This is a genomic window from Altericista sp. CCNU0014 (genome assembly GCF_044923475.1).
GTDB lineage: Bacteria > Cyanobacteriota > Cyanobacteriia > Thermosynechococcales > Thermosynechococcaceae > JAAURS01.
This window is the reverse complement of sequence record NZ_CP137338.1, coordinates 701,758-726,008: the sequence shown is the minus strand read 5'-3', so window position 1 is coordinate 726,008 and position 24,251 is coordinate 701,758. Positions and strand designations below refer to the sequence as shown.

Here is a 24,251-nt window from a genome sequence, read left to right as displayed (position 1 = left end):
CAGTCCGGGGAAGGAGGCGACGCAGTACCCTTAGAATGAAGGTAGGAGTGGAGGAGAACGTCGGTTTATGGTGAAATCTCGAATGCGCATGGTGGGGGTGCTCTCTAGCATCATCCTTGCGGCTTTGCCGTTCGGGCTGAGTGGCTGTTTCGAGTCGGATGCGCCCAAAACAGGGGCTTCCCCCACGTCTGCGGTGCCTTCCGTCGAACCCGCACCCCCAGCGACCCCCTCCGGTGACACGACCGATCCAATTGCCGCAGCCGAACCTCAGGTTTATTGGCTGCGCAGCGAAGGTAAAAAGCTAGAGCTTTCTCCTGTCAAAGTGACCATTGAGGTCGGCAATACGCCGAGCGAGAAGCTTAAGGCTACGGTAGAGCGGCTCCTTAAGGGGCCTGCAAATGCCGATGTCACCAGCTCGATTCCAGATGGAACGAAGCTTAACTCTCTTAAAGTCGAACGAGACGGGGTTCACGTCGATCTCAATAAAGCCTTTACCAGCGGCGGCGGGAGCACTTCTATGCAGGGAAGACTGGGGCAGGTGATTTATACCGCTAGCTGCCTGAATCCGACGGAACCGGTATGGATTTCTGTAGAAGGCGAACCCCTATCCGTTTTGGGCGGTGAAGGGCTAGAAGTGCCCCAGCCGATGACGCGAGATGACTTCAAGAAAGGATTTTCGCTCTAGCGTGCGTTTGCCTATGGGTCGAATTCTTCGCTTTTTCATTCTCGGCGTTTTAACCCTAGCGCTGACTTTAGGCTTTGCGCCGCTCGCAAACAGCCAGTTAACGGTGCCGACCCCCAGCACGGGCGGTTCGTTTTTACCATCCAAGGTATCGCGGTTTGGCAACATCGAAGTCACCGCCGTGCGATCGCGGCTGACGGGCAAGCCGTTGTTTGAGGTAGCCTCTGAAACGGTCTCGAACCGCAGCAACCCAGGGGATAAGATTCCCGTTGAGGTCAGAGCGGCCCAGATTGCTGGCACCCTAGAGCGAACGGTCGCGCATTTTTCGCAGACAAAAGAACCGCTGCAAGTCTTGGCAAGTCAGCTCAATGGTGCCTTCGTTCTGGTTGCCAACAGTAAGTCGCGCCAGTTTCAACTGGCCACGGTTACAGACTTAGACGCTTACTATTACGGCCAATCTCAAGCCGATGTAGCCGCGCAATGGCAGCAAAGCCTTCAGCAAGCGCTGGCGGAGGAGGTGCGACTGACTTCGCCGACCGTGCTTTTAGAATATCTTTTCAACGCGCTGAAGCTGGTTCTCGTCATTGCCTCTGTCAGTTTTTTGTTCTGGCTGTTTCAGCGATCGCTGCACCGCCAGTGGAAAACTTTGAAAGCGCAACAAAAAGCCCGCGATCGAGAGGCCCAAGCCGAACTGAACGAGGCTAAAACCTCAGATTTACAAGCAGATTCTATCGATCGATTGCGATCGCAGTTTTTGGTGACCGTCCAAGGGTTTTTAAACCTCAAACGGCGTCTTCGGATTTACTCGTCATTGCGGTGGCTGCTGTTTTGGATGCAGGTATTGCTGTGGTATTTCGGGACCTTCATTGTCATTTCTCAGGTTCCCTACCTGATGGGCTATCGCGACTGGCTGTGGGGAACTCCCATCCAGATCTTGCTGATCTGGTTCGCCACCGGACTCAGTATTCGCATCAGCCACGGCCTCATCGATCGCTTCAGCCAAAATTGGGCCAACAGTGCCTTCCTCTCTCAAGCGCTGGGCGACTCCCAGCGGCGGCTCCTGCGATCGGCCACGATCAAAACTGCCGCTGATGGGTTGGTCACGTTTCTGCTGAGCGCCACGGGCATTATCGGAGCGCTCAACGTCTTGGGTATCCCCACCGGGTCGGTTTTAGCAGGAGGAGCCATTTTAGGGTTAGCCATTTCCTTTGGGTCGCAAAGCCTCGTCAAAGACTTGGTGAATGGCTGTCTCATTCTGGCGGAGGATCAGTTTGCCGTAGGCGATGTGGTGCGGCTGAATTCCTTTCAGGGTCTGGTGGAAAACCTCAATTTAAGGGTGACGCAACTGCGCAGCCCAGAGGGAGAACTGATCACGGTGCCCAATAGCTCTATCGTTGCCGTCGAGAATCTCACGCGCAGCTGGTCGCGGGTCGATTTTTCAATTGAAGTGGCCTACGAAGCGGATCTCAAAAAAGCGCTGGCGGTTTTGCAGCAGGTGGCCCAGCAGCTCTACGAAGATCCGGCGTGGCAGCCCAAAATTCCCGAACCGCCGGAGGTGCTGGGGGTTGATAATTTATCCCATACGGGGATGCTGCTGCGCGTTTGGATCAAAACCGTTCCCCTCGAACAGTGGCGGGTAGGGCGCGAATTTCGCTATCGGGTACGACTGGCGTTTGAAGAACGGAATGTGCCCATCGGCAAACCCCAGTTGGTCGCTTCCACGGGGGATGAGTCCAAAGGCCACGGTGCAGTGCCGACCAATAGCCATCATCATTAAGCGCCTGCAAGCATAAATCTAGAGTTTATGCAGGTTTGCGCCCAAAATTATGACCTGCATTCGCTCGGCCAAATCGGTTGCACGGTGTAGATTGTTGGAAGCACCCGTTGCAATACTGTCAAAAATGACTGTAATCATCAGGAGGTTCAGCAATGAAAAAGACCTATCGAGGGAGCTGCCACTGCGGCAAGGTTTGTATTGAAGCCGACATCGATCTCAGTGCGGGGACTGGCAAGTGCAACTGCTCGATTTGTAGCAAGACCAGGAATTGGTCAGCGATTGTCAAACCAGATGCGTTTCGTTTACTGGCTGGAGAGGCCGATCTATCGGATTATCCATTTGGTTCCAACAGCGTGCATCATCTGTTCTGCAAGCACTGTGGTGTACGCCCCTTTGGACGCGGGCACCTCGAAATCCTTGGCGGAGATTTCTATGCAGTCAAAATTAATTGCCTGAATGATGTGGACGATCGAGAACTTGCCAATGCGCCAGTTCATTATGCCGATGGACGCAATAACAACTGGCAGTCACCTCCTACTGAGACTCGGCATCTTTGAGTATCAAGCATTTTAAGTCGTTTGATGAGTGCTCCCGATCGCGCAATGCAGCAAACTTAGAGGTTGATACTTATGGTGCCATCACGCGCTATCCCACTCTCTGGGAACAGGAGGTGACTGATGAAGATTTTGGTAACAGGAAGTTCGGGACATCTAGGTGAAGCGTTGGTTCGCACTCTACAGAACACCAATCATGAGGTCATCAGTCTCGATCTCATTCACTCAGACTTCACGAACCAAGTTGGGTCTATTGTCGATCGAGATCGGGTCAAGCACGCTATGCAAGGGGTAGATGCTATTCTCCATACAGCGACCCTGCACAAGCCTCATGTCTCCACCCACAGTCGGCAAAGTTTCGTTGATACCAACATTACAGGCACGCTCAATCTTCTGGAAGAGGCAGTCGTCGCCAATGCGAGCGCTTTTGTCTTTACCAGTACGACCAGCGCCTTCGGGAGAGCACTCGTACCATCAGCGGAGGCTGCTGCAACGTGGATAACAGAGCGCGTCCCTCCCATTCCCAGGAATATCTATGGTGTGACCAAGGTTGCAGCAGAAGACCTGTGTGAACTATTCCACCGGAATTACCATCTGCCATGCTTGATTTTAAGAACCTCACGCTTTTTCCCAGAGGATGACGACCACCTAGAGACGCGTCAGGCTTACCAAGATGACAACATTAAAGCCAACGAATTTCTCTATCGACGGGTAGATCTTGAAGATGTTGTGAGTGCCCATCTTCTTGCTATTAAGAAGGCTCCTGAAATTGGGTTCGATCGCTACATCATCAGTGCAACCACTCCTTTTACACCTGACGATCTGTTTGACCTACGGGTAAACGCACCGTCGGTGGTGAAACGAAAGTTTCCAGACTATGCGGAAGAATATGTACGCCGAGGATGGAACATGTTTCCCACTATTGACAGGGTCTATGTCAACGAAAAGGCAAGGAAGGATCTGGGTTGGCAACCGCGCTATGACTTTCGAGTCGTACTCGATAAACTGAAAGCAGGCACCGACCCGCGCAGCCCATTAGCGCGCGCAGTGGGGTCAAAGGGATACCATGCCCAGAAATTTTTGAAAGAGCCTTATCCTGTGGAGTAAAGCGTCGATCTCACTTCACTCCAAACACCAACTCGCGCAGGTCGATTCACGCGACAAAATTGAGCATGCGACCCGCAACGTCAACTATTTTTTATTGACTGACCAGTCAGTTTTAGATAGACTGTATTTGTAAACTTCAACAACACAATGTCACGATCGCCTGAAGCAAACGCTCGCATTTAGTGTGCAACGACGGCGCAGATTCTCGAAAAAGCGCTTTGTAACGCACCATGAACAGTTAAATCATGATTTGCTGGCGTTTATTCAGAGTTGACTTCATGTGCCAGTCACGCCGATTTTGTAAAAATTTTCTACCCTTTACAGGAGGCAAATAGATGGCTCATATTCTTCATATTGATGCTAGCCCACGCGGTGAGCGTTCAGTGTCTCGCATGCTTGCCAAAGAATTTGTTGCTCAATGGAAAGCGACCTATCCAGACGACACAGTAACTTACCGAGATATTGGACGCTATCCGGTTCCACTGCTCAGTGAAGCCTGGATTGCCGGAGTGTTTACAACGCCCGATCAGTGGTCTCCTGAGAGTGCTAAAGCCTTGCAGATTTCAGATGAGTTGGTCGATGAATTTTGGGCAGCGGATCGCTACGTTTTCAGCATCCCTATGTATAACTTCAGCATTCCTGCTCATTTCAAAGCTTACATCGATCAAATTGTGCGCGTCGGTCGCACATTTGTATTGGATGAAGCTGGTTATAAAGGGTTAGTACACGATCGCAAAATGACTATCATTTTGGCTCAGGGGGGAGTCTATCCAGAAGGCAGCCCCAGCCAAATCTATGACCTGCAAACACCCTACTTAAAACTCATTTTTGGCTTCATGGGCATTACAGACATTGACTTCGTTTACGCTAATGGACTTGCTTTGGGAGATGATACTCGAAGTCAGGCGATCGCAAGCGCTCGATCTGCACTTAAAACTATGGTTGCCTAAAGGCTGTCCTGCTTGTGTGATGTTGCTCATCTTCCCCACGGTTAAAGCACTGAAATGGGAGAAATGCCATTCGAGAAATATATTGCTTTGCAACTTGTTTTGATTGACTGACTAGTCAGTTTTAGATAGACTGTACTTGTAAGCCTCAAGAAAACACAATGCCGCGATCGCCTGAAGCAAACGATCTCATCCGTCGTGCGACGACAACGCAGATTCTCGAAACAGCGCTGCGGTTGTTTTGCGAGAAGGGATATTACGCCACGGCGATCGCCGAGGTTGCCAAACAAGCAGGCATCTCGAAGGGATTGCTCTATCACTATTTTGCAAGTAAAGAAGAGGTGCTAGGAGCGCTGGTGGATCTGCGGATTGAGGATATCTTAGTCGTGATGAATGCTGCTAAAGCAAAATCAACCCCCGTGGCCCAAATTCGTCACATTGTGGAAGGTGCATTCGCAGATGTGCGCGAAAAACCTGCTGTTTTTCAGTTCTATCTGAATTTATTTAGCCAACCCAATCTCGATCCGCTGGTGGCAAAGCAGAGCCAAAAACTGCGAGACGAACAAGCCCGACAATTTCAAGTGCAAACAAGGATGTTCGAGCAATTGGGGGTAGAGCATCCCAGAGAGCGATCGCTGTACTTCTCAGCCACGTTACAGGGGGTGATGTTGATGTTTGCCACCTATCCCCAGAGTTTTCCCCTGGATGAGATCGAGGCTCAAGTGATTGCTGAGTTCTGTCAACAATAACGCTTATAGAACGAGGAAGGAGAGTCCATTATGAAAACACCATTTACGGGCAGTTGTCTGTGCGGAGCCGTTCGCTATGAGTGCAACGCCAAACCCATTGTGATGGGTAATTGTCATTGTAGAGATTGCCAAAAAGCAACAGGTACAGCCTTTTCCGCTGGGATGTTGGTTCCGCGCGACGCAGTAACAGTTGTTGGAGAGGTTAAATACTATAACGTAAAAGGCGATAGCGGAGGCATCGTCGGTCGCGGATTCTGTCCGACTTGCGGCTCTCAGTTGTTTAGTCAGCCGCCTGTTCGCGAACTCATGGGCATCATGGCAGGCAGCCTTGATGAACCAAGCTGGTTTCAACCCAGCATGGATGGTTATACAGACAGTGCCCAGCCCTGGGATTACATGAATCCAGATTTGCCCAAGTACGCCAAGATGCCGTCTGCTACAACAGCCGACTGAATTGAGCCAGTCATTTAGGAGCCAGTCATTATGCCGATACCTCCAGAATATCAACGTGCCTCCCTTGATTTCGAGAAATTCTTGTTGGATGCCCGCGAAGCCTCTGACCTAACCACAACAAATCAGGTCTATACAATGGTGCAAGGGGTCTTGCAAACCTTTCGCCGTCGGCTCACGCTTCCAGAGGCAATTTACTTCGCCGCAGTGCTTCCGCCCGTCTTGCGAGCTATCTTTGTCGCAGACTGGGATACCAATGAGCCACGCCGCAGTTTTGGCGATCGCGACGAAATGATCCAGGAAGTACAATCACTGCGTGCCGATCACAACTTTGCACCCGACACCGCCATTCAAGCTGTTGCTGCTGCACTCAGGAAGAACATTGACGAAGCACGACTCGATCGCGTATTAGTCACACTGCCAGCCGCAGCCCGTGACTTCTGGTGTCCAGAGTATTGCAATCTCGCCCGTTGAAATAGTCAGTTGCTAGGAGATGCAATCAGTTAGTAAACCTGCTGATGCAACTGGATATCGCTAATGCTTCAGCAAACATCTAATCACTATGGAAATTGAAACGAAAAGATTTCTACTGCGGGATTTTATAGAGTCCGATCGCGCCGCGTTTCTGGCGTATCAAGCCGATCCGCGCAATCTCACCTTCTACAATCCCAATGAGTCTAATCCCTTTCGCGAAGCGTCTCTGCAAGAGAATCGTGCTGCACGGTTATTCGAGTTATTTCAAACTTGGGCAGACGAGCGCCCGCGACTCAACTATCAACTGGCGATCGTCCAACGACAGTCTCCGCATGCACTGGTTGGTTGCGGTGGATTGCGAACTATCAACAACACGACAAATGAGATGGAGCTGGGAATTGAACTCGCACCCACCTATTGGGGTAGCTACGCCTACGCGATTGAAACTGGGGTAGCGCTGCTAGAGTTTGGGTTCAGGGAACTAAAGCTAGAGACGATTTCCGGTTCGACCGTGAGCGCCAACGCTAAAATTGCTCGATTAGCCGAGTGGGCAGGGGCAGAGATTGTGACGATCTGTCCAGGCGAATCGTGGCTGTCTGAACGAGGATGGAGTGAGGTCAAGTGGCGAATGACGCGATCGCAATGGGAGGTTCGCAAGAGGCTCAATGGTTCGAGATTGCTGACAATCTACCTTAACATAAAGAGTTCGAGTGACTAAATATCTCTTATCGATAGCGCACCAAACATGGGAGGATATTCGCGGCTAAACTATAACCTGCTCTCATAGTCAACCCGATAGGCAGCTTGGGTGGCATCGATCGCCTCAGCTAGCATCATCTGACGTGCAATTAACAGTCTCAATTGTTTTTGATATTGCAGCGGACGCATTGAGGTCACGATCGCGGGATCGTGATTCAGTGCCTTAATGTTCATGCTGGACTCCTGACAGATGAGCACTTCTCCTAGACTCACCCTAGAAAACTTTTCGCCACGAGCGCCTAACTTGAGAGGATTAGGCAATCATCTGAAAAGTTTGTGTACTTGTGCGGCATGCGATTGAGCCTACTATAGCTCATAGCACAAGCTACAATCTGATTAAGACTGTTTCTTCTTCATGCGGTAAGCGATCGGTGAAGATAAACTCTATACCAAGTACATTGCTCAGCACAATCAAATCCGACCCAAAGATCGATCTCTAGGTTTTTCCTGTTGAACGATGGCTGTAAATCACATTAAGCCGAATGAATGAAACGATTAGAACCTATCATTCGATGTCTGAACTCTATGCCTCCTTCGGTGGCAAGATGGAGCAGGATGCTGATTTTACAATCCATCGGAATGAGGAACTCTACAGAGAAATCCCGATCAAATCTCCGCTCTTTCGGACAAGCTACTACTCAGTTTTAATCCTTCGCAAAGGTCGAGGTCGATATATCATTGACGATCGATCTTATCCAATTCGGGACAATATTATTTATTTTACAAATCCAGGACATGTAAAAGGGTTTGAGATTGATGAGATATTGCAGGGATATATCATTACCTTCTCAGAATCGTTTCTCAAGCAGTATGTACATGGAAATATTTTAGATGAGTTTCCGTTCCTGATTGCGGAGGTGGCACCACCGAGCTATCCTGAGCCTGAAGTCTTTCAAGCCTTTGATAACTTGGGCGGTCAGTTGTTACAGGAATATCAATTAGATTCTACCTATAAGTTTAAAGTGATTGCCAGCTTGACCGTAGTGTTGCTGCTCAAAATTAAAGAGCGATTTTGGAAAGCATACAATCCATTGACTGAGGCTTTAACAAGTTCTGACATCACCCTGAGCTTTAAGCGTAATCTCGAAGCACATTTTCGCGATCTACTCGCTGGCAAATGCGAGCGCTTATTTCAAGTCCAGGATTATGCCCAGATACAGTATTTACATCCTAACTATTTCAGCACCGTCATCAAATACAAAACCGGAAAGTCCGTCAATAGCTGGATTGCTGAGAAGACAATCGCGGAGGCAAGGTCACTGCTGGCGCGATCTCCAGACTCGGTACAGGAAATAGCCTTTCGTCTAGGATTTAAGGACGCAGCGCACTTCTCTCGATTCTTTAAAAAGCATACTCAATCTTCACCTTCAGACTTTCGTCAAAGCCTGCAACGTTAAGCATTCAAAATTTCTATCCTCAGAATTACATTTCTCGAACTTAGAAATAAACAAGTCTATCGAGAAAATATGCCTGTTCTTCATCGGTGGGATCTGGCTTAATTCAATAAAGGATTTGCAATTTTAGTCAACTTTAAATTCAAGAAGGTGATTATGAACCCTAATCGTCGTAGATTTTTGAGTGCGATTGGAGCGACCGGAGTTATGAGTGCAATAGCTGCGACACAAACTAGTGCGCAAGCTCCAATGTCTTCTCAGGCTATTCCATCTCTTGCAATCTCTAGCGATCGACACCTTGGAGGTAAAGTCGCCATTATTACAGGTGCAAGAAACAACTTGGGTCGTGGATTTGCGGTTGCGCTGGCTCGGAATGGCGCGGATGTGGTTGTGCATTATCATCGTGAAGCAACACGCGACCAGGCTGAAGAAACGGCTCGTCTCGTGCAGCAACAGGGAACGCAGGCACTCCTTGTATCTGGCGATCTTTCTCAAGTGAGCAACATCAAACGACTTTTTGACGAAACAATGAAAGCGTTTGGAAGAGTCGATATCGTAGTTCATAGTGCAGGACGATCGGTGAAAAATCCATTAGCGGAGGTAACAGAAATAGAGTTCGATCGCGCCGCAGGGATTAATTCCAAGGGGACGTTCTTTATCATGCAGGAAGCCGTTCGGCGGATTGCAGACAATGGACGAATTATTAATATTGGCACCTCTTTGCTAGCTGCCAACATTCCTAACTATTCTGCCTATACAGGCACCAAGGCAGCGATGGAGGACTTTACCCGCGCACTGGCCAGAGAAATCGATTGGAAACGGAACATTACTGTCAATACCATTGGCCCTGGTCCAGTCGATACGCCGTTTTATCGCGTGGGGCTAACGCCAGAAGATATTGAGCGGGGGACTCGATTAGTCGGTCGCTTAGGCGAAGTTGATGACATTGTGCCATTGGTTGTATTTCTCGCGTCACCACAATCTCGCTGGGTTAACGGTCAAACCATCTTTATTAATGGCGGCTACGTCGCCCGGTAATCTTATCCAGATTAGGTATCTAGATTAGGAAGTAAACAATGAATATTGAGCAATTACCGCAGCAGCGATCCCATCGCTTGCATCCATTTATTTTGCTGGCTGCTTTTTTGAGCACATTTAGTATTGGGTTAATGAGCCCTATTCTACCTACTTTGGTTGAGCAATATGGGGGTAATGCGTTTACTATTGGGATGCTATTTTCTAGCTATTCTTTTGCGCAATTTCTAAGTGCACCCACCCTCGGCGCGATTAGCGATCGCTATGGGCGACGCGTGGTCATCCTGGTAAGTTTATGCGTTGCAATTTTCGGCTTTTCCCTATTTGCAGTAGGTGGGTCATTATGGGCATTGTTTTTGGGCTGGATGATTGTAGGTCTGGCTGACTGTTGGATTGGCAGCTCATTTTCCTATGTGGCAGACGTAACTGAATCTAACGATCGCACGCGCTACTTTGCATTTCTCAGCGCTGCTATTGGTGCCGGATTCATTGTAGGTCCAGCGACAAGTGGTTTCTTCTCGCGCTATAGTCCTGCCACCCCTCTCCATATCCTGATTGCGTTGCTCATTTTTGCTGCTATCTGGGGCTACTTCTCGATGCCAGAAAGCTTGCCCCCAGAGCAGCGGGCAACATCACTTCAATTTAGCCACCTGAATCCCTTGACGCAATTGCGCAATATAGTGCAATTTCCGCAACTGCGATTATTATTGCTGAGTTTTTTGCTGTTCTGGACGATTGTGATGGTGCCTTCAGCTAATTTGCCCAGCTTACTCTCGGACCGACTCAATTGGTCTCCAGAACAGATTTCTCCCTTGTTCATCATCTTTGGTGTCATTGACGTCTCCGTCCAATTAGTTATTTTACCGTTACTGCTGCGGCGATTTCGAGAAATCCGACTGGCTATTCTGGGTGGTGTAATGGCTGGATTCGCATTCTTCTTGCTCGGTCTATTCCCCCTTACAGGCACTCTACAACTTGTTTATATCGCAATGGTAGTCTTTAGCATCGGGCAACCTATTGTGCAAACCTGTCTTACAGGAACGATGTCAAAGAGTATGGGTAGCAGTATGCAAGGACGCGTTCAAGGGAGTATTGCTGCGGTGATGGCGATCGCGCAAGTCATAGGTCCATCCTGGGCGGGTTGGTTATACCAATCAGTGAGTCCATCGGCTCCTTACTGGGCAGCCGCAATCCAAGCGCTTGTCGCTGTAGCTATCATGCTTTTTGCACGTTCAAGACTGAAGCGGTTGAATCATAAGTATCGTGCTATTCATGATGAGGCAATTTACTATCGCTAGTTTTTTACTCGTTAATTAACGCAAATCAAACAAAAGGAACCCGATCGTGAAATATCGCAAACTAGGCCTAACAGATGAAAAAATCTCAGCATTGGGATTAGGCTGCTTGGGTATGGCTGACTTCTACAGCGATCGACAACGCGATGACGCTGAGAGTATTGCAACCATTCGAGCCGCGATTGACCTTGGCATTAATTTCCTTGATACAGGCGATTTTTATGGTATGGGGCGCAGCGAACTGTTGATTCGAGAAGCGATCGAAGGCATTCCCCGTAACAAAGTCTTTATTTCAGTGAAGTTTGGAGCGTTGCGCGATCATAAAGGAAACTTTAATGGGCACGATAATCGTCCAGTTGCAGTGCAGAACTTTCTAGCCTATAGTCTCCAGCGTTTGGGAGTAGACTACATCGATCTGTACTATCCCGCTAGAGTCGATCCAACTGTGCCGATTGAGGACACGGTAGGCGCGATCGCAGACCTGATTCAAGATGGTAAAGTGCGCTACGCCGGACTCTCAGAAGCATCTGCTCAAACGTTGCGTCGAGCGACTCAGGTGCATCCCATTGCCATGCTGCAAGCCGAATACAGTTTGTGGACGCGAGAGCCTGAAACCGATCTGTTGCCCGTGTGTCGAGAATTGGGAACGAGTTTAGTTGCCTACTCACCATTGGGACGAGGATTTTTAACCGGAGCGTTTCAATCTCCCGATAACTTTCCACCGGGCGATTTTCGGCGGAACAATCCCCGCTTTCAGGGCAAGAATTTTTATCGCAATCTGGAACTGGTCGAAAAAATCAAACAGATTGCCATCCAAAAGCAGTGCACGCCTGCTCAACTTGCGATCGCTTGGTTGCTAACAAAAGGCGAAGACGTTATTCCCATTCCTGGGACGAAAAGTCAATCACGACTGCACGAAAACGTAGGTGCATTAGATATTGCATTAACGGCTGACGAGATTCAACAAATTGAAACCGTTGTGCCGATCGGCGCTGCTGCAGGAACTCGCTATCCTGAAGCATTGATGACCTCGGTCAATCGTTAGTTCTGCTGCAATATATACCCATGCAAATCGTTTCCCATAAGAATCTGACAAACCGCCTTAAGAATCTGAAAGAAGCCGAGCAATGGAGCTGGCTACACTTTGCTGTTCGAGTTTTATAACGCATGGAGATCGATGATATGCAGATGAATACTCCTCCTCATCAAAGCAATCTCTCAGTTCTGCTCAAGATGGAAGCTGCGATCGACGCTCATGATATTGACGCGTTGGTGAACTGCTTTGCCAATGACTTCGTGGGCGAACAGCCAGTACACCCGGAGCGAAACGTGACTGGCGCAGAACAGGTGCGAAAGAACTGGACTGGCATCTTTGCTCAAGTGCCCGATATTCAAGCGAAATTAGTGACCCACACGATCGCGGGTGACATTGGTTGGTCGGAATGGCATTGGCAGGGAAATCAGACAAACGGCACAGCATTCAATCTGCGAGGCGCTGTCGTTACGGGACTCAGAGAAAACACGATCGCATGGGCAAGGCTATATATGGAGCCAGTTCAAATCTGATGCTGACAAATACCCAAAGTAAAAAGGAAGACAATCACCATGTCAACCGTTGAGAATAAAGTCATTGCCATTACAGGTGCGAGTAGCGGTATTGGTGAAGCTACCGCTAGATTACTCGCTCAAAAGGGTTTACGGGTGGTGCTGGGGGCACGGCGCACTGACCGACTAGAAGCGATCGCCTCCGAAATCTGCGAGCAGGGTGGCGAAGCAGAATACTGTGCTCTGGACGTGACCAGCCTCGAAGACATGCAAGCCTTTGTCGAGTTTGCCAAAGACAAATTTGGTCGCCTGGATGTCGTTGTCAATAATGCTGGGTTGATGCCACTCTCAAAGCTAGATGTCTTAAAGATCGACGAATGGAACCGGATGATTGATGTCAACATTCGCGGTGTTCTGCATGGTATTGCTGCCGCGCTGCCGATCTTCAAGCAGCAACAGTCTGGACAGTTTGTCAATATATCCTCGACCGGAGGACACAACGTCTATCCGACAGCAGCCGTATACTGCGCCACGAAGTTTGCAGTCCGGGCGATCTCCGAGGGACTGCGACAGGAATCGACGGATATTCGGGTCACAACGATCTCGCCCGGTCCGACTAAATCCGAACTTCCCAACACCATCACCGATCCTGAAGCGGCGGAGTGGGTAGAAGAATTTCGCAAGGCGATCCTCCCAGCAGATGCGATCGCCCGTGCTATTGCTTTTGCGGTCGAGCAGCCCGAAGATGTGGAGGTGAATGAGATTGTTGTTCGACACATTAAAAGCAGTTAAGCACCAGCCGATGAGGATAGTTTTATGTCACGCATACCGTCACAGCACTTACCGCTCCAACTTTCCCCACTCGATCGACCCACCTCCGATCTCAGCTTGACACTGCGGTTGGGTAGCTCAGCAGATGCTCCGGCTTGCGCCGAAATCTGCTACGAAGCTTTCAAAAGCATTTCCGATCGGCATGGGTTTCCCCCCGATTTCCCAATGCCTGAAATGGCTCAGGATATGATGTCGATGCTGTTTTCGCAACCCGATGTGTACGCTATCGTTGCTGAGATGGCTGGACAGATCGTCGGCAGTAACTTCCTGTGGGAAGCGTCAACGATTGCTGGGGTAGGCCCGATTACCATTGCCCCCCATCTCCAGAATGCTACCCTGGGGAGACGATTAATGGAAGCGGTACTGGAACGGGCGCAACAACAAGGGTTTGCTGGGGTGCGTTTGGTGCAGGCAGCATTTCATAACCGATCGCTAGCCCTCTACACCAAACTGGGGTTTGATGTGCAGGAGCCACTGGCGCTTCTACAAGGGGCAGCACTGGGGCTGGAAATTCCAGGGTATGCAGTCCGCCCAGCGATCGAGGCAGATTTGGCAGCCTGTAATCGTCTCTGTTGGCAAGTTCATGGGTTCGATCGGGGTCGAGAGCTGCTTCAAGCCATTCAACAAGGTACGGCAACCGTTGTGGAGCACGATGCTCGGATCGCAGGCTATGCCACGCTCATCGGCTTCTTTGGTCATGCTGTCGGCGAAAACAACGAAGACCTGAAGGCACTGATTGGTGCGGCAAAGTCTTTTGAGGGGGCTGGATTTCTGCTACCCACCCGCAACAACCAACTATTTCGCTGGTGTTTGCACCACGGACTTCGCATTGTGCAACCTATGACATTGATGAGTCTCGGTCTCTACAACCAGCCCACTGGTACATTTCTACCATCTATTCTTTTTTGAGAGAACCCCGCATTTTATGACGCTAAAGCGTTGTAAGAAGCTGAAAGAAGTCAAGCATAGAAACTCAATACAGCAAGATTTCTGCGATCGCTTAAGTTTTTTCATCACCGTGGAGATATGAGTTTATGGTAGTCGCAAATACTCAATCAGGAACAAACCTATATGAGATTGCTGATGGAATATACCGAATCAACACACCAGTAGCTGGTTTCTCGTTTAACCAATACCTGATTGTCGATGATGCTCCCCTGCTATTTCATACGGGTCCTCGCAAAATGTTTCAACTGGTTCGTGAGGCAGTCTCTAAAATTGTGCCTGCGGAGAGTCTAAGATACATTGCATTTTCGCACGTAGAATCAGATGAGTGCGGCTCTCTTAATGAATGGCTCTGCGCCGCCCCAGACGCTATTCCTGTCTGCGGCAAGGTTGGAGCACTCGTGTCCGTCGAAGATTTAGCAGATCGGTCTCCACAGGCGCTCGCGGATGGAGAGGTTCTTTCGATTGGGAAGCACTCGCTTCAGTGGTTTGATACTCCGCACCTGCCCCACGGATGGGATTGTGGCTATCTCATGGAAGAAGTTACCAAAACACTTCTGTGCGGAGATTTATTCACACAAGGCGGGGCAAATCTGCCTCCATTGACAGAATCAGACATACTAGAACCGAGCGAAGCATTTCGCAAGCAAATGGATTACTACTCCCATACGCAGAAAGGGCGAGAGATGCTAGAGCGATTAGCTTCAGAAGAACCGAGGGTTCTAGCCTGTATGCATGGTAGTGCATGGCAAGGTGATGGAGCAGGCTTACTAAGGGCGCTGGCTGACAGACTCTCTGGCTAACAATCAATGGAGCAGGAGAATATCATGACTCAATACGATTATATTGCGATCGGTGCAGGTTCGGCAGGTTGTGTGGTCGTCAATCGCCTCACCGAAGATCCCGAAACAACTGTGCTGCTGCTGGAAGCAGGTAATCCCGATACTAAACCAGAGATTCACATCCCAGCAGATTGCCTCAAACTCCTCGGCTCTGAGGTGGACTGGGGCTATTTCTCGGAACCCGAACCCTACCTGAACGATCGCACTATCTTTTATCCTCGCGGCAAAGTCCTAGGGGGCAGCAGTTCGATTAACTTTCTGCTCTATATTCGAGGCAATCCTCACGATTACGATCGCTGGCAAGAATTAGGTAACCCTGGCTGGAGTTATCAGAGTGTTTTGCCCTACTTCAAAAAATCAGAGCATCAGCAACGTGGAGCCGATGACTATCACGGTGTGGATGGAGAGTTGAATGTCACCGACCTGACTGTGCGTGCCCCGACCTCTCAACGGTTTGTAGATGCCTGTGTAGCAATGGGATATGACCGCAATCCCGATTTCAATGCCACACAACAGGAAGGAGCAGGATTCTACCAAATGACAGTCAAAGATGGAAAACGGCACAGTACGGCTGCTGCTTTCCTCACGCCAATACTAGAGCGCCCGAATCTAACCGTTCAAACGGATGCATTGGTGACTCGATTGCTATTTGAGGGAACTCGCGTCATTGGTGTGGAGTACTTACATGCAGGGAAAATACATCAAGTCAGGGTCAATCGGGAAGTGATTTTAAGTGCGGGCGCGATCGATTCACCTAAGCTGCTGATGCTCTCAGGTATTGGCGACGCAGAACACCTGCAAGCAATGGGGATTTCTGTCGTCGCCGATCTACCGGGTGTCGGTCAAAACCTGCAAGATCACATCCTCGTTCCCGCAGTCTACCGTGCAACTCAGGCGTTGCACCTCACTACCACCAATAGTGGGATTGGTGAAGCTGGACTGTTTCTGCAGAGCGAGGGAAAAATAGATGTCGCACCAGACTTGCAATTTTTCTGTTGTGCCATTCCCTGGTTACCTCCGGGTTATTCCCCAGTTGATTGGGGATTTACGGGTGTCGTTAGCTTAACCCATCCCCAAAACAGTGGGAGTGTCGCGTTGCGTTCTTCCGAGCCGAAAGACGCTCCGATCGTTCGACTGAATTATCTGCAAACTCGATCCGACGTGCAAAAGCTAGTGGCAGGGATTCAACTCCTTCGTAACTTATTTCATTCCGATTTCTTGGATGAGTTTCGCGGTGAGGAAGTTGCTCCAGGCACTGATGTTCAAACTGGTGAAGCCCTCGAAGCTTACGTTCGGGAAGTTTGCACCACGATGTATCATCCGGTTGGCACTTGTAAAATGGGTACTGACTCAATGGCAGTTGTAGATCCCGAACTTCGAGTCCGTGGAGTAGAAGGATTGCGGGTTGTCGATGCTTCCATCATGCCCACAATCACCACCGGAAATACGAATGCGCCCACCATCATGATTGGCGAAAAAGCAGCCGATTTAATCAAATCGGCCAGTCAGTTGCAATTTTCACGATCGTCATTGCCTCTAAGGAGATCGACACGATGGAAACAGTAGATGTCATTATCATCGGCAGCGGTCAAGGTGGTATTCCGTTAGCCACTGATTTTGCTAAAGAGGGTCGCAAGGTCGTTTTATTCGAGCGGGATGCCTTAGGTGGCAGTTGCATTAACTATGGCTGTACGCCGTCCAAAGCATTCTTGGCAGCAGCCCACACAGCGGGTCGTGCCCGTCAAGGAGAGAAATTAGGAATTCACACGCAAGTTGAAGTTGATTTTCCCGTTGTGATGGAGCGAGTCCGAAGTATTCGCCACGATTTCAACCAGGGCATCCGCCAACGCTTAGAGAATGTCGGCGTCAAAATCGTTTGCGCCGAAGCCGCCTTTGTGGGAGAGCGAACGATTCAAGGCGAGGATGTGACAGTCCAGGCCCCCCTGGTTATCATCAACACGGGCACGTCGTCCCCGATCCCAGATATTCCCGGTTTGGCTGGAACTCCCTATCTGACTAATCGCAACTTTTTCGATCTGACCGCATTGCCACCGCGTTTACTCGTGCTGGGAGCAGGCTATATCGGATTGGAATTGGGCCAGGGACTAGCGCGTTTGGGCAGTCAGACTCACTTAATCGTCCGGGGCGATCGCGTCCTCGATCGAGAAGAACCTGAGGTCAGTGAGGTCTTAGCAAACGCTTTACAGCAGGATGGAGTCCAAATCCATTTTGGGGTTGAGGTGAATCAAGTTGCCCATCAGGATGGCGTGTTTGAACTGACCCTGACCAATGGCGAGCAACTTCAGGGAGAAGCGTTGCTGATTGCAATTGGTCGCAAACCCAATACAGGGGCCTTAAATGCAGCCACCAGTGGCATTGAGCTTGATACCCAGGGATTTATCAAAATTGACGACCAGTTTCAGACAAGCTGCTCTGGTATTTACGCGATCGGCGATGCAGCCAAACAGCCTGCGTTTACCCATGTGTCTTGGGAGGACTATCGGCGCTTAAAAGCCATTTTGTGCGGCGAAAATCGGACTCGGAGCGATCGCGTTCTCGGCTATGCGGTCTACACAGAACCTCAGGTTGGGCGGGTGGGAATCACCTTAGAGCAGGCTCTGAAGCAAGGTATTAATGCGCGAGCTGTCACCTTGCCTATGAGCCAGATTGCGCGGGCGATAGAATGGGGGCACGAGCTGGGATTTTATCGTATAGTCATCGACAGCGACACCGACAAAATCTTGGGGGCGACCTTGGTGGGGTATGAAACCGCCGAACTCGTACATGTTTTCCTGGATCTGATGGAGGCAGACGCTACCTGGCAGTTATTAGAGCGATCGGTTCACATCCATCCTACCTATGGAGAAGCACTACCGAGTCTGGCACGGTTACTGCTGGGAGATGATATGCCAGGGTGCCCAAACCGATGAGTTGGGTACTGCCGACGGATTACTTTTCGATCGAATATCAAAGGAGAAAACCATGAGTCAGCAAGCTAACATCGCCGCCACACAGCGACTGGGAGAGGCGGTCAACAGCGGAAATCTAGAAATTTTGCGCGAGGTGTTCGCACCGACCGTCATCGATCGCGACCCGGCCCCCGATCAGGAGCCAGGGCCAGCGGGTTTCATCCACTTCTTTACGGGATTTCGAGCTGCCTTCCCGGACTTGAGCATTAGTGTAGAGCAACTGGTGGCCGACGACGATAATGTGGCGATCGCCTACACGGTTACGGGCACTCATCAGGGTGACTTCTTGGGCATTCCGGCAACGGGTCGTCCCATTAAAGCCCGTGGCGTTCAGATTGCCCGCTTCGAGAACGGTCAAATTGTCGAGCGGTGGGGTAGCTCTGACCAACTGGGCATTTTGCAGCAGCTTGGTGCGAACCCGTTGAACCCATAAGATAAAATTGGTATTTAACTGGCAAATCTTGAGTGGTGGAAATGGAACATTCAAACAGGCGATGGGAATTGCTCCACATCAATATGTGATTCAACAGTGAGTAGAAGAGGCAAAATGGATGTTGGCGAAAACGGATTTGGCGAAGCTTGCGCGCCGTCTTCGGCGATCGCAGACATCGCTTTACAAGTCGGTTTCTCCAGTCAAAGCCATCTGACGCAACAGTTCAAGCGCATTACTGGAATGACGCCAAGACAGATTCGCTAGCTCCATAAGAATCCGATCGATCGCCGTAAGAATTTGAAAGAATTTAAGTGTTAGAACTTATTAGAACTTATAGGAGCGGTCGAAGTTTGAGCGTACATGAGCCGTGCAATGCAATGCTAGAGCAATCCTAATGCTTTGAAGCTCCGACGAGTCAGTTCTAATCGCTGAGGAGCTTCTTTTGCACTGGGCATGGTGATATTCGTTGCAAAGAAGTACACATTGTTGTTCTGTTCTAAATACCCAACAATCCAACCAATACTAGGCTTCACAGAATCGATCCAGCCTGTCTTACCTCTCAAAGTATAATTTGGTGTCCGCTCGACGACCATCATGTCTTTAACAAGATCGCTTGTGCGTTGCGAGAAGGGTAAAGCATTGCGTTCCAAGCGTTGCAGAAATTCGATTTGCTGCTTGGGCGTGGTTTGTAGCGGTCCATCTAACCAGAAGCGATCGATCCGGTCAGCGGCCCCAATTTGACGGTTGCCATAGTTGACTTGCCGAACAAACTTTTGCATGCTTTGATGCCCATTTTTCCGTGCCAGCACTTGATAAAACCAGACGGTGGAATCCTTGAACGCTTGACGCAAATTCGTATCGCGATTCCAAGCCGGAATCGATCGTTGGATGCCATCCCATGTTAGAACAGTGACATCATCTCGAATCGTCCCTATTTCAAGTGAGATTAAAGCATTTAAGATTTTGAAGGTGCTACCAGGAAAGAAAGCGGTGCGATTGCGTGAGGGGTTGTGTTCGTAGAAGCGATCGCGGTTTTTATCGTAGATAACGATCGCACCATCGATGCCCAACTCCTGGAAGGCTTTGCTGAGATTGGGAGCTTGTGCTATTTGAACTCGCTCAGTTGGATGCGATCGTGCCACTGCGATCGCGTCAGGTCGCGCCGCGATCGTGCAAATCGCTAAACTGCAAAGCAGCGCAAGGCTAGAAACATTGAGGAACCCTAGTTTGAGCCGTTTGCTTAAAGCAGCTTCGATTCTACGCATTGTTGTCCCGATCCTGAAATTGTAAGTTGAAGAATACATCTCAATGTAGAGCGATTCCGGAAAGCCCCAATTTGTGCGAAACGCGTCAAGCAAGCTGTTCGTCCCAAAAGGCAGCTTCTACTTTATGTCCATCTGGGTCGCGCACAAAACAGCCGTAGTATGCATCGCTGTAGTCTGAGCGAGAACCTGGTGCACCTTCGTCTTTGCCGCCTGCGGCTAGTGCTGCTTCATAGAAGGCATGGACGGCTTCTTTCGTGGGAGCAATAAAGCCAACATGCGTGCCATTGCCCACGGTCGCAGGTTGTCCGTCAAACGGAGTTCCGACCCAGAATTCAGGATATTGTTTGCCGTAAGCGATCGCACCTGGATGTTCCATCAGTCGCTTGCAGCCTAGCGTGAGTAGAACGCGATCGTAGAATGCAATCGCCCGTTCGAAATCATTGGTGCCAATCGAAACGTGCGAGAGAATGCTGGGATTATTGTCCATATCTAAATCCTCCATGCGTTCGTTTGAAACATTCACTACATTGTAGTCAACCCCATTTCAATCAGTGCTATGAGCGATCGCTGACTGGGTTGACAAAGTCTGTAAGCCAGACTTAATCGCGCAGGTTGCTGAAGCATCTAATCTTGATGGCGATCGCATCGTTCTTGCGAACTCCACCAAAAAGCTTAATTCTCTGGAGTTTGGCAAGCGATATACTTTAGGAGGCGGCTGACAGTCCTTCGTCGGGGAAGAGTTCAATGATTACCCTGCCTGGAACGATCCATCTCGATCGATTGATTGCCCCGTTGATGCAGGTGGCGATCGAAAATGCCGGAGCCGAAACAGGCGCTCTGATTCTCGTGGAAGACGATCGACTCACTGTGGTGGCTCAATGCAGTGGAAGTAGACAGTGCAATCTAGAAAAGCTTACGGTTGCTGACTGTACAACGATTCCTGTCTCCGTCATTCACTCGGTAGAACGCACTCAAGAAACGCTGATGCTTGATGATGCAGTCAGCGAATCGCCTTTTTCAACCGATCCTTACATTCAACACCAACAGACGCGATCGCTCCTTTGTATGCCAATTCTCAAGCAAAGTCAGCCGATCGGCATCCTTTATCTGGAGAACAATCTCAGTACTGGCGTGTTTACCAGCGATCGCTTACAAGCCCTCGAATTGTTGATGGATCGGGCAGCAATTTCTCTAGAAAATGCTCGACTGTACGAACAGTTAAAAAACTATGCCGAAACACTGGAAAGGAAGGTAGAAGAGCAAACGCAAGCCTTACAGCAGGAGATCGTTGAACGTCAACAAACCGAAGCGGCATTGAGACAAAGCGAAGCAAATTATCGCAACCTATTACAAACCGCAAATTCAGTCATCATTCGCTACGATCCGCAAGGACGGATTCGATACATCAATGATTATGGAGTCAAACTTCTGGGCTATGAAGAACATGAGATTTTAGGGCGGAGCTTATTTGAAACCATCATTCCAGAAGCCGAACTCTCTGGACGCGATATGAGACCCTTTGTCCGCGATCTACTTCGCAATCCTCAATCTTACCCGCAAGGCGAGGGTGAAAACCTGTGTCGAGACGGTCGGCGAGTTTGGATGGCTTGGTCAAATCAAGCCATCTTTAATGACCAAGGAGAGGTCGTTGAAATCTTATCGGTGGGCAATGACACCACCCAACGCAGACAAGCAGAAGAGGCATTACAACGCAGTGAAGCCAAGTTCCGAACTATCTTTGAAAACTCGCAGGTTGGCATCTTCCGAGTCCGCTTCTCGGATGAGTTAATTCTCAATGCCAATCAACGCCTTGCCAATCTGTTGGGCTTTGATTCACCAGAGGAGATTATCGGGCTGGAACACAGCATCGGCTATTTTGTAAATCCCAGCGATCGCCAACACTCCCTTGAGTTGCTGAAGCGGGATGGGGAACTGCGAAGCTATGAAGCACAGCTGCGAAAACAAGATGGGACAGTGTTTTGGGGACTTTTCTCCTCTTACTTGAATGCAGACGATGACTACATTGAAGGGGTGCTTGCCGATATTAGCGATTGCAAACAGGCAGAAGCGGCATTACGGCAAAGTGAAGCGAACTATCGCAACCTGCTACAAACCGCGAATTCAGTCATCCTTCGCTACGATCCGCAAGGACGAATTTGCTACATCAACGATTATGGGGTCAAACTCCTGGGCTATGAAGAACATGAAATTGTAGGGCGAACCTTATTTGAAACCATCATTCCAGAAGCCGAACTCTCTGGACGCGATATGAGACCCTTTGTCCGTGATTTACTTCGCAACCCTCAATCATACCCGAAAGGTGAAGGTGAAAACCTGTGTCGAGATGGTCGGCGAATTTGGATGGAGTGGTCGAATCAAGCCATCTTCAACGATCAGGGAGAGGTCGTTGAAATCTTATCGGTTGGCAATGATACCACCCAGCGTAGACGAGCAGAAGAGGCATTACAACGCAGTGAAGCCAAGTTCCGAAACATCTTTGAAAACTCCCAGGTCGGCATCTACCGAACCCGCACCTGTGATGGATTAATTCTCAATGCCAATCAACGCTTTGCCGATCTGCTTGGCTTTGATTCGCCAGAAGAGATCGTTGGGCTGGAACACACTACAGACTTTAATGTAAATCCCAACGATCGCCAACAATTCATTGAGGTGCTGAAGCGGGACGGGGAAGTGCGAAGCTATGAAATCCAGATGCGAAAACGAGATGGGACACCATTTTGGGGACTTTTCTCTTCTTATTTGAATGCCGACGATGACTACATCGAAGGAGTGATTGTGGATATTAGCGATCGCAAGCAAGCAGAAGCCGCTCTACAAACGAGTGAAGAACGACTACGCTTGGCATTAACCGCTTCAAATCAGGGACTCTACGATCTCAATATCAAAACTGAAGAAGTCGTGATTAACCCAGAATACGCTTTAATGCTGGGCTACGATCCAGCAACATTTCACGTGACCAAATCTACGTGGATTGAGAGTTTGCATCCTGACGATAGAGAATCAGTGCTTGCAGTTTACCATGCTTGTATTACCGGAGAAGTCCCCAGCTATCAAGCAGAGTATCGCCATCGTACCCAGGATGGTCAGTGGAAATGGATTCTTGCTGTTGGCAACGTTGTTGCCTGGAATGAATTCGGTGAACCCATCCGAGCGTTGGGAGTTGTTACGGATATCGACGATCGCAAACAGGCAGAAGCCGCGCTGCAAGCCTCAGAGAAAGAGCTGCAAACTTTAATTGCGGCAATTCCCGACCCGCTGTATGTACTAACTTCTGAAGGGCAAGTACTCGATGCAGTCGAGAGAGAGCCCAATCAGTCATGTAGACCAATCGAGGAGCAGATTGGTAAAACACTGCATCAACTCCTTGCCAAGGAACAAGCCGATGAATTCCTGAGTTGCATGCAGCAGGTGCTGAGAACCCAGCAAGTCCTTACCATTGAATACAGCCACTGGAAAGCTGGGCGAGAAATCTGGTTTTCGGTTCGCATTGCCCCGATTCGGCACGAGCAGGTGATTTGGTTAGTGCGAGATATCACGGCGCTGAAGCAAGCAGAAGAAGCCTCAATTTTAGAGGAGCGCAACCGCATGGCACGCGAAATTCACGATACACTCGCTCAGGCGTTTACAGGCATTCTGGCTCAGGTCGGAGCTGCAAACCAGGTACTAACGGATGATGTAGAAGCAACTCAGGCACATCTAGACCTGATCAAAGAATTGGCACGAACAGGACTGGTTGAAGCGCGGCGATCGGTCGTCGCACTCCGTCCTCAGCTTTTGGAGGAAGGCAGTTTACAGAGCGCTCTCCATCGTCTCGTCGCTCAATTCAGAACTGCCGCATTGGAAACCACTTTATATTATGAAATCGAGGGTGCAGTATATTCTCTACCCACTGAAGTTGAGAGTAACCTACTGCGGATGGGGCAGGAAGCATTGACCAATGCGATTAAACATGCAAATGCTGACGAAATCCGAGTGGAGCTAGTCTACGAGCGCGATCGGGTTTGCTTGCGCGTAAAAGATAATGGGCAGGGCTTTGGAGTTGGCAGTATTCCAGCCTCTGAGGGTTTTGGCTTACTCGGCATGAGCGAACGGGCAGAGCGCATCGGCGCACAACTCACAATTAGGAGTCAACCCGGACAAGGAACAGAGATTATTGTCATCGTCAATCAGGAGTAGC

26 protein-coding genes are annotated in these 24,251 nt (G+C 49.6%); 22 read left to right on the top strand and 4 right to left on the bottom strand.

The annotated features are described in order from the left end of the window. The first annotated feature begins 67 nt into the window (after positions 1-67). Together R6H26_RS03665 and R6H26_RS03660 are read left to right on the top strand one after the other, a co-directional pair. Complete coding sequence (locus R6H26_RS03665; protein WP_404788423.1) at positions 68-685, top strand: GerMN domain-containing protein; 618 nt, start codon at positions 68-70, stop codon at positions 683-685. A 13-nt stretch (positions 686-698) separates the two neighbouring features. After that, a complete protein-coding gene (locus tag R6H26_RS03660) occupies positions 699-2,459 on the top strand; it encodes a mechanosensitive ion channel family protein (protein ID WP_404788421.1) in 1,761 nt (586 codons plus the stop codon). A gap of 18 nt (positions 2,460-2,477) precedes the next feature. On the opposite strand, the gene R6H26_RS03655 is transcribed toward R6H26_RS03660, so the two are convergent. Beyond that, the gene (locus R6H26_RS03655; protein ID WP_404788419.1) at positions 2,478-2,612 is read right to left on the bottom strand and encodes a hypothetical protein; all 135 of its coding nucleotides are present in this window, start codon (positions 2,610-2,612) and stop codon (positions 2,478-2,480) included. On the opposite strand from R6H26_RS03655, the gene R6H26_RS03650 reads away from it, so the two are divergent. From R6H26_RS03650 to R6H26_RS03620, 7 genes are all read left to right on the top strand, one after another. Next, positions 2,612-3,016 carry a GFA family protein gene (locus R6H26_RS03650; RefSeq protein ID WP_404788417.1) on the top strand — a complete coding sequence of 135 codons (405 nt, stop codon included), beginning with the start codon at positions 2,612-2,614 and terminating at the stop codon, positions 3,014-3,016. The genes R6H26_RS03655 and R6H26_RS03650 overlap by 1 nt on opposite strands. 120 nt (positions 3,017-3,136) lie before the next feature. Continuing rightward, the gene (locus tag R6H26_RS03645) at positions 3,137-4,120 is read left to right on the top strand and encodes an NAD-dependent epimerase/dehydratase family protein (RefSeq protein ID WP_404788415.1); all 984 of its coding nucleotides are present in this window, start codon (positions 3,137-3,139) and stop codon (positions 4,118-4,120) included. Between the two features lie 335 nt (positions 4,121-4,455). Continuing rightward, positions 4,456-5,070: an FMN-dependent NADH-azoreductase gene (locus tag R6H26_RS03640; protein WP_404788413.1), complete on the top strand. Its 615-nt coding sequence runs from the start codon at positions 4,456-4,458 to the stop codon at positions 5,068-5,070. Between the two features lie 158 nt (positions 5,071-5,228). After that, positions 5,229-5,816, top strand: coding sequence for a TetR/AcrR family transcriptional regulator (locus R6H26_RS03635; RefSeq protein WP_404788411.1), 588 nt, complete (start codon positions 5,229-5,231; stop codon positions 5,814-5,816). 30 nt (positions 5,817-5,846) lie between these two features. Then, on the top strand, positions 5,847-6,269 hold the full coding sequence (locus R6H26_RS03630) for a GFA family protein (RefSeq protein ID WP_404788409.1): 423 nt from the start codon (positions 5,847-5,849) through the stop codon (positions 6,267-6,269). A 30-nt stretch (positions 6,270-6,299) separates the two neighbouring features. Continuing rightward, on the top strand, positions 6,300-6,740 hold the full coding sequence (locus R6H26_RS03625) for a DUF2267 domain-containing protein (protein WP_404788407.1): 441 nt from the start codon (positions 6,300-6,302) through the stop codon (positions 6,738-6,740). 88 nt (positions 6,741-6,828) lie between these two features. Next, positions 6,829-7,458: a GNAT family N-acetyltransferase gene (locus R6H26_RS03620; RefSeq protein ID WP_404788406.1), complete on the top strand. Its 630-nt coding sequence runs from the start codon at positions 6,829-6,831 to the stop codon at positions 7,456-7,458. A gap of 50 nt (positions 7,459-7,508) precedes the next feature. On the opposite strand, the gene R6H26_RS03615 is transcribed toward R6H26_RS03620, so the two are convergent. Next, the gene (locus R6H26_RS03615; protein WP_404788404.1) at positions 7,509-7,673 is read right to left on the bottom strand and encodes a hypothetical protein; all 165 of its coding nucleotides are present in this window, start codon (positions 7,671-7,673) and stop codon (positions 7,509-7,511) included. 308 nt (positions 7,674-7,981) lie between these two features. On the opposite strand from R6H26_RS03615, the gene R6H26_RS03610 reads away from it, so the two are divergent. From R6H26_RS03610 to R6H26_RS03555, 12 genes are all read left to right on the top strand, one after another. Next, complete coding sequence (locus R6H26_RS03610; protein ID WP_404788402.1) at positions 7,982-8,896, top strand: helix-turn-helix domain-containing protein; 915 nt, start codon at positions 7,982-7,984, stop codon at positions 8,894-8,896. 246 nt (positions 8,897-9,142) lie between these two features. Then, positions 9,143-9,931 carry an SDR family oxidoreductase gene (locus R6H26_RS03605; protein WP_404788400.1) on the top strand — a complete coding sequence of 263 codons (789 nt, stop codon included), beginning with the start codon at positions 9,143-9,145 and terminating at the stop codon, positions 9,929-9,931. Positions 9,932-9,969: 38 nt separating this feature from the next. After that, entirely contained in the window at positions 9,970-11,226 is a 1,257-nt protein-coding gene (locus R6H26_RS03600; RefSeq protein WP_404788398.1) for an MFS transporter, read from the top strand. A 46-nt stretch (positions 11,227-11,272) separates the two neighbouring features. Further along, entirely contained in the window at positions 11,273-12,268 is a 996-nt protein-coding gene (locus R6H26_RS03595; protein WP_404788396.1) for an aldo/keto reductase, read from the top strand. A gap of 143 nt (positions 12,269-12,411) precedes the next feature. After that, on the top strand, positions 12,412-12,789 hold the full coding sequence (locus R6H26_RS03590) for a nuclear transport factor 2 family protein (RefSeq protein WP_404788395.1): 378 nt from the start codon (positions 12,412-12,414) through the stop codon (positions 12,787-12,789). 39 nt (positions 12,790-12,828) lie between these two features. Next, positions 12,829-13,560 carry an SDR family oxidoreductase gene (locus tag R6H26_RS03585; protein WP_404788393.1) on the top strand — a complete coding sequence of 244 codons (732 nt, stop codon included), beginning with the start codon at positions 12,829-12,831 and terminating at the stop codon, positions 13,558-13,560. A gap of 24 nt (positions 13,561-13,584) precedes the next feature. Beyond that, on the top strand, positions 13,585-14,508 hold the full coding sequence (locus tag R6H26_RS03580; protein ID WP_404788391.1) for a GNAT family N-acetyltransferase: 924 nt from the start codon (positions 13,585-13,587) through the stop codon (positions 14,506-14,508). A gap of 125 nt (positions 14,509-14,633) precedes the next feature. Continuing rightward, positions 14,634-15,347, top strand: a complete 714-nt coding sequence (locus tag R6H26_RS03575) for an MBL fold metallo-hydrolase (RefSeq protein WP_404788389.1) — start codon at positions 14,634-14,636, stop codon at positions 15,345-15,347. A gap of 24 nt (positions 15,348-15,371) precedes the next feature. Next, positions 15,372-16,952: a GMC family oxidoreductase gene (locus tag R6H26_RS03570; RefSeq protein WP_404788387.1), complete on the top strand. Its 1,581-nt coding sequence runs from the start codon at positions 15,372-15,374 to the stop codon at positions 16,950-16,952. Next, complete coding sequence (locus R6H26_RS03565; RefSeq protein WP_404788385.1) at positions 16,940-18,316, top strand: FAD-dependent oxidoreductase; 1,377 nt, start codon at positions 16,940-16,942, stop codon at positions 18,314-18,316. Before R6H26_RS03570 ends, R6H26_RS03565 begins: the two co-directional genes overlap by 13 nt. A gap of 52 nt (positions 18,317-18,368) precedes the next feature. After that, entirely contained in the window at positions 18,369-18,788 is a 420-nt protein-coding gene (locus R6H26_RS03560) for an ester cyclase (RefSeq protein ID WP_404788383.1), read from the top strand. A 114-nt stretch (positions 18,789-18,902) separates the two neighbouring features. Further along, the gene (locus R6H26_RS03555; RefSeq protein ID WP_404788381.1) at positions 18,903-19,052 is read left to right on the top strand and encodes a helix-turn-helix domain-containing protein; all 150 of its coding nucleotides are present in this window, start codon (positions 18,903-18,905) and stop codon (positions 19,050-19,052) included. A gap of 116 nt (positions 19,053-19,168) precedes the next feature. Here the strand turns inward: R6H26_RS03555 and blaOXA are convergent, their stop codons facing one another. Then, positions 19,169-20,053, bottom strand: a complete 885-nt coding sequence (gene blaOXA, locus R6H26_RS03550) for a class D beta-lactamase (RefSeq protein WP_404788379.1) — start codon at positions 20,051-20,053, stop codon at positions 19,169-19,171. Positions 20,054-20,138: 85 nt separating this feature from the next. Next, on the bottom strand, positions 20,139-20,576 hold the full coding sequence (locus R6H26_RS03545) for a VOC family protein (RefSeq protein ID WP_404788377.1): 438 nt from the start codon (positions 20,574-20,576) through the stop codon (positions 20,139-20,141). Between the two features lie 221 nt (positions 20,577-20,797). On the opposite strand from R6H26_RS03545, the gene R6H26_RS03540 reads away from it, so the two are divergent. Then, positions 20,798-24,250: a PAS domain S-box protein gene (locus tag R6H26_RS03540; protein WP_404788375.1), complete on the top strand. Its 3,453-nt coding sequence runs from the start codon at positions 20,798-20,800 to the stop codon at positions 24,248-24,250. Position 24,251: the final 1 nt, after the last annotated feature.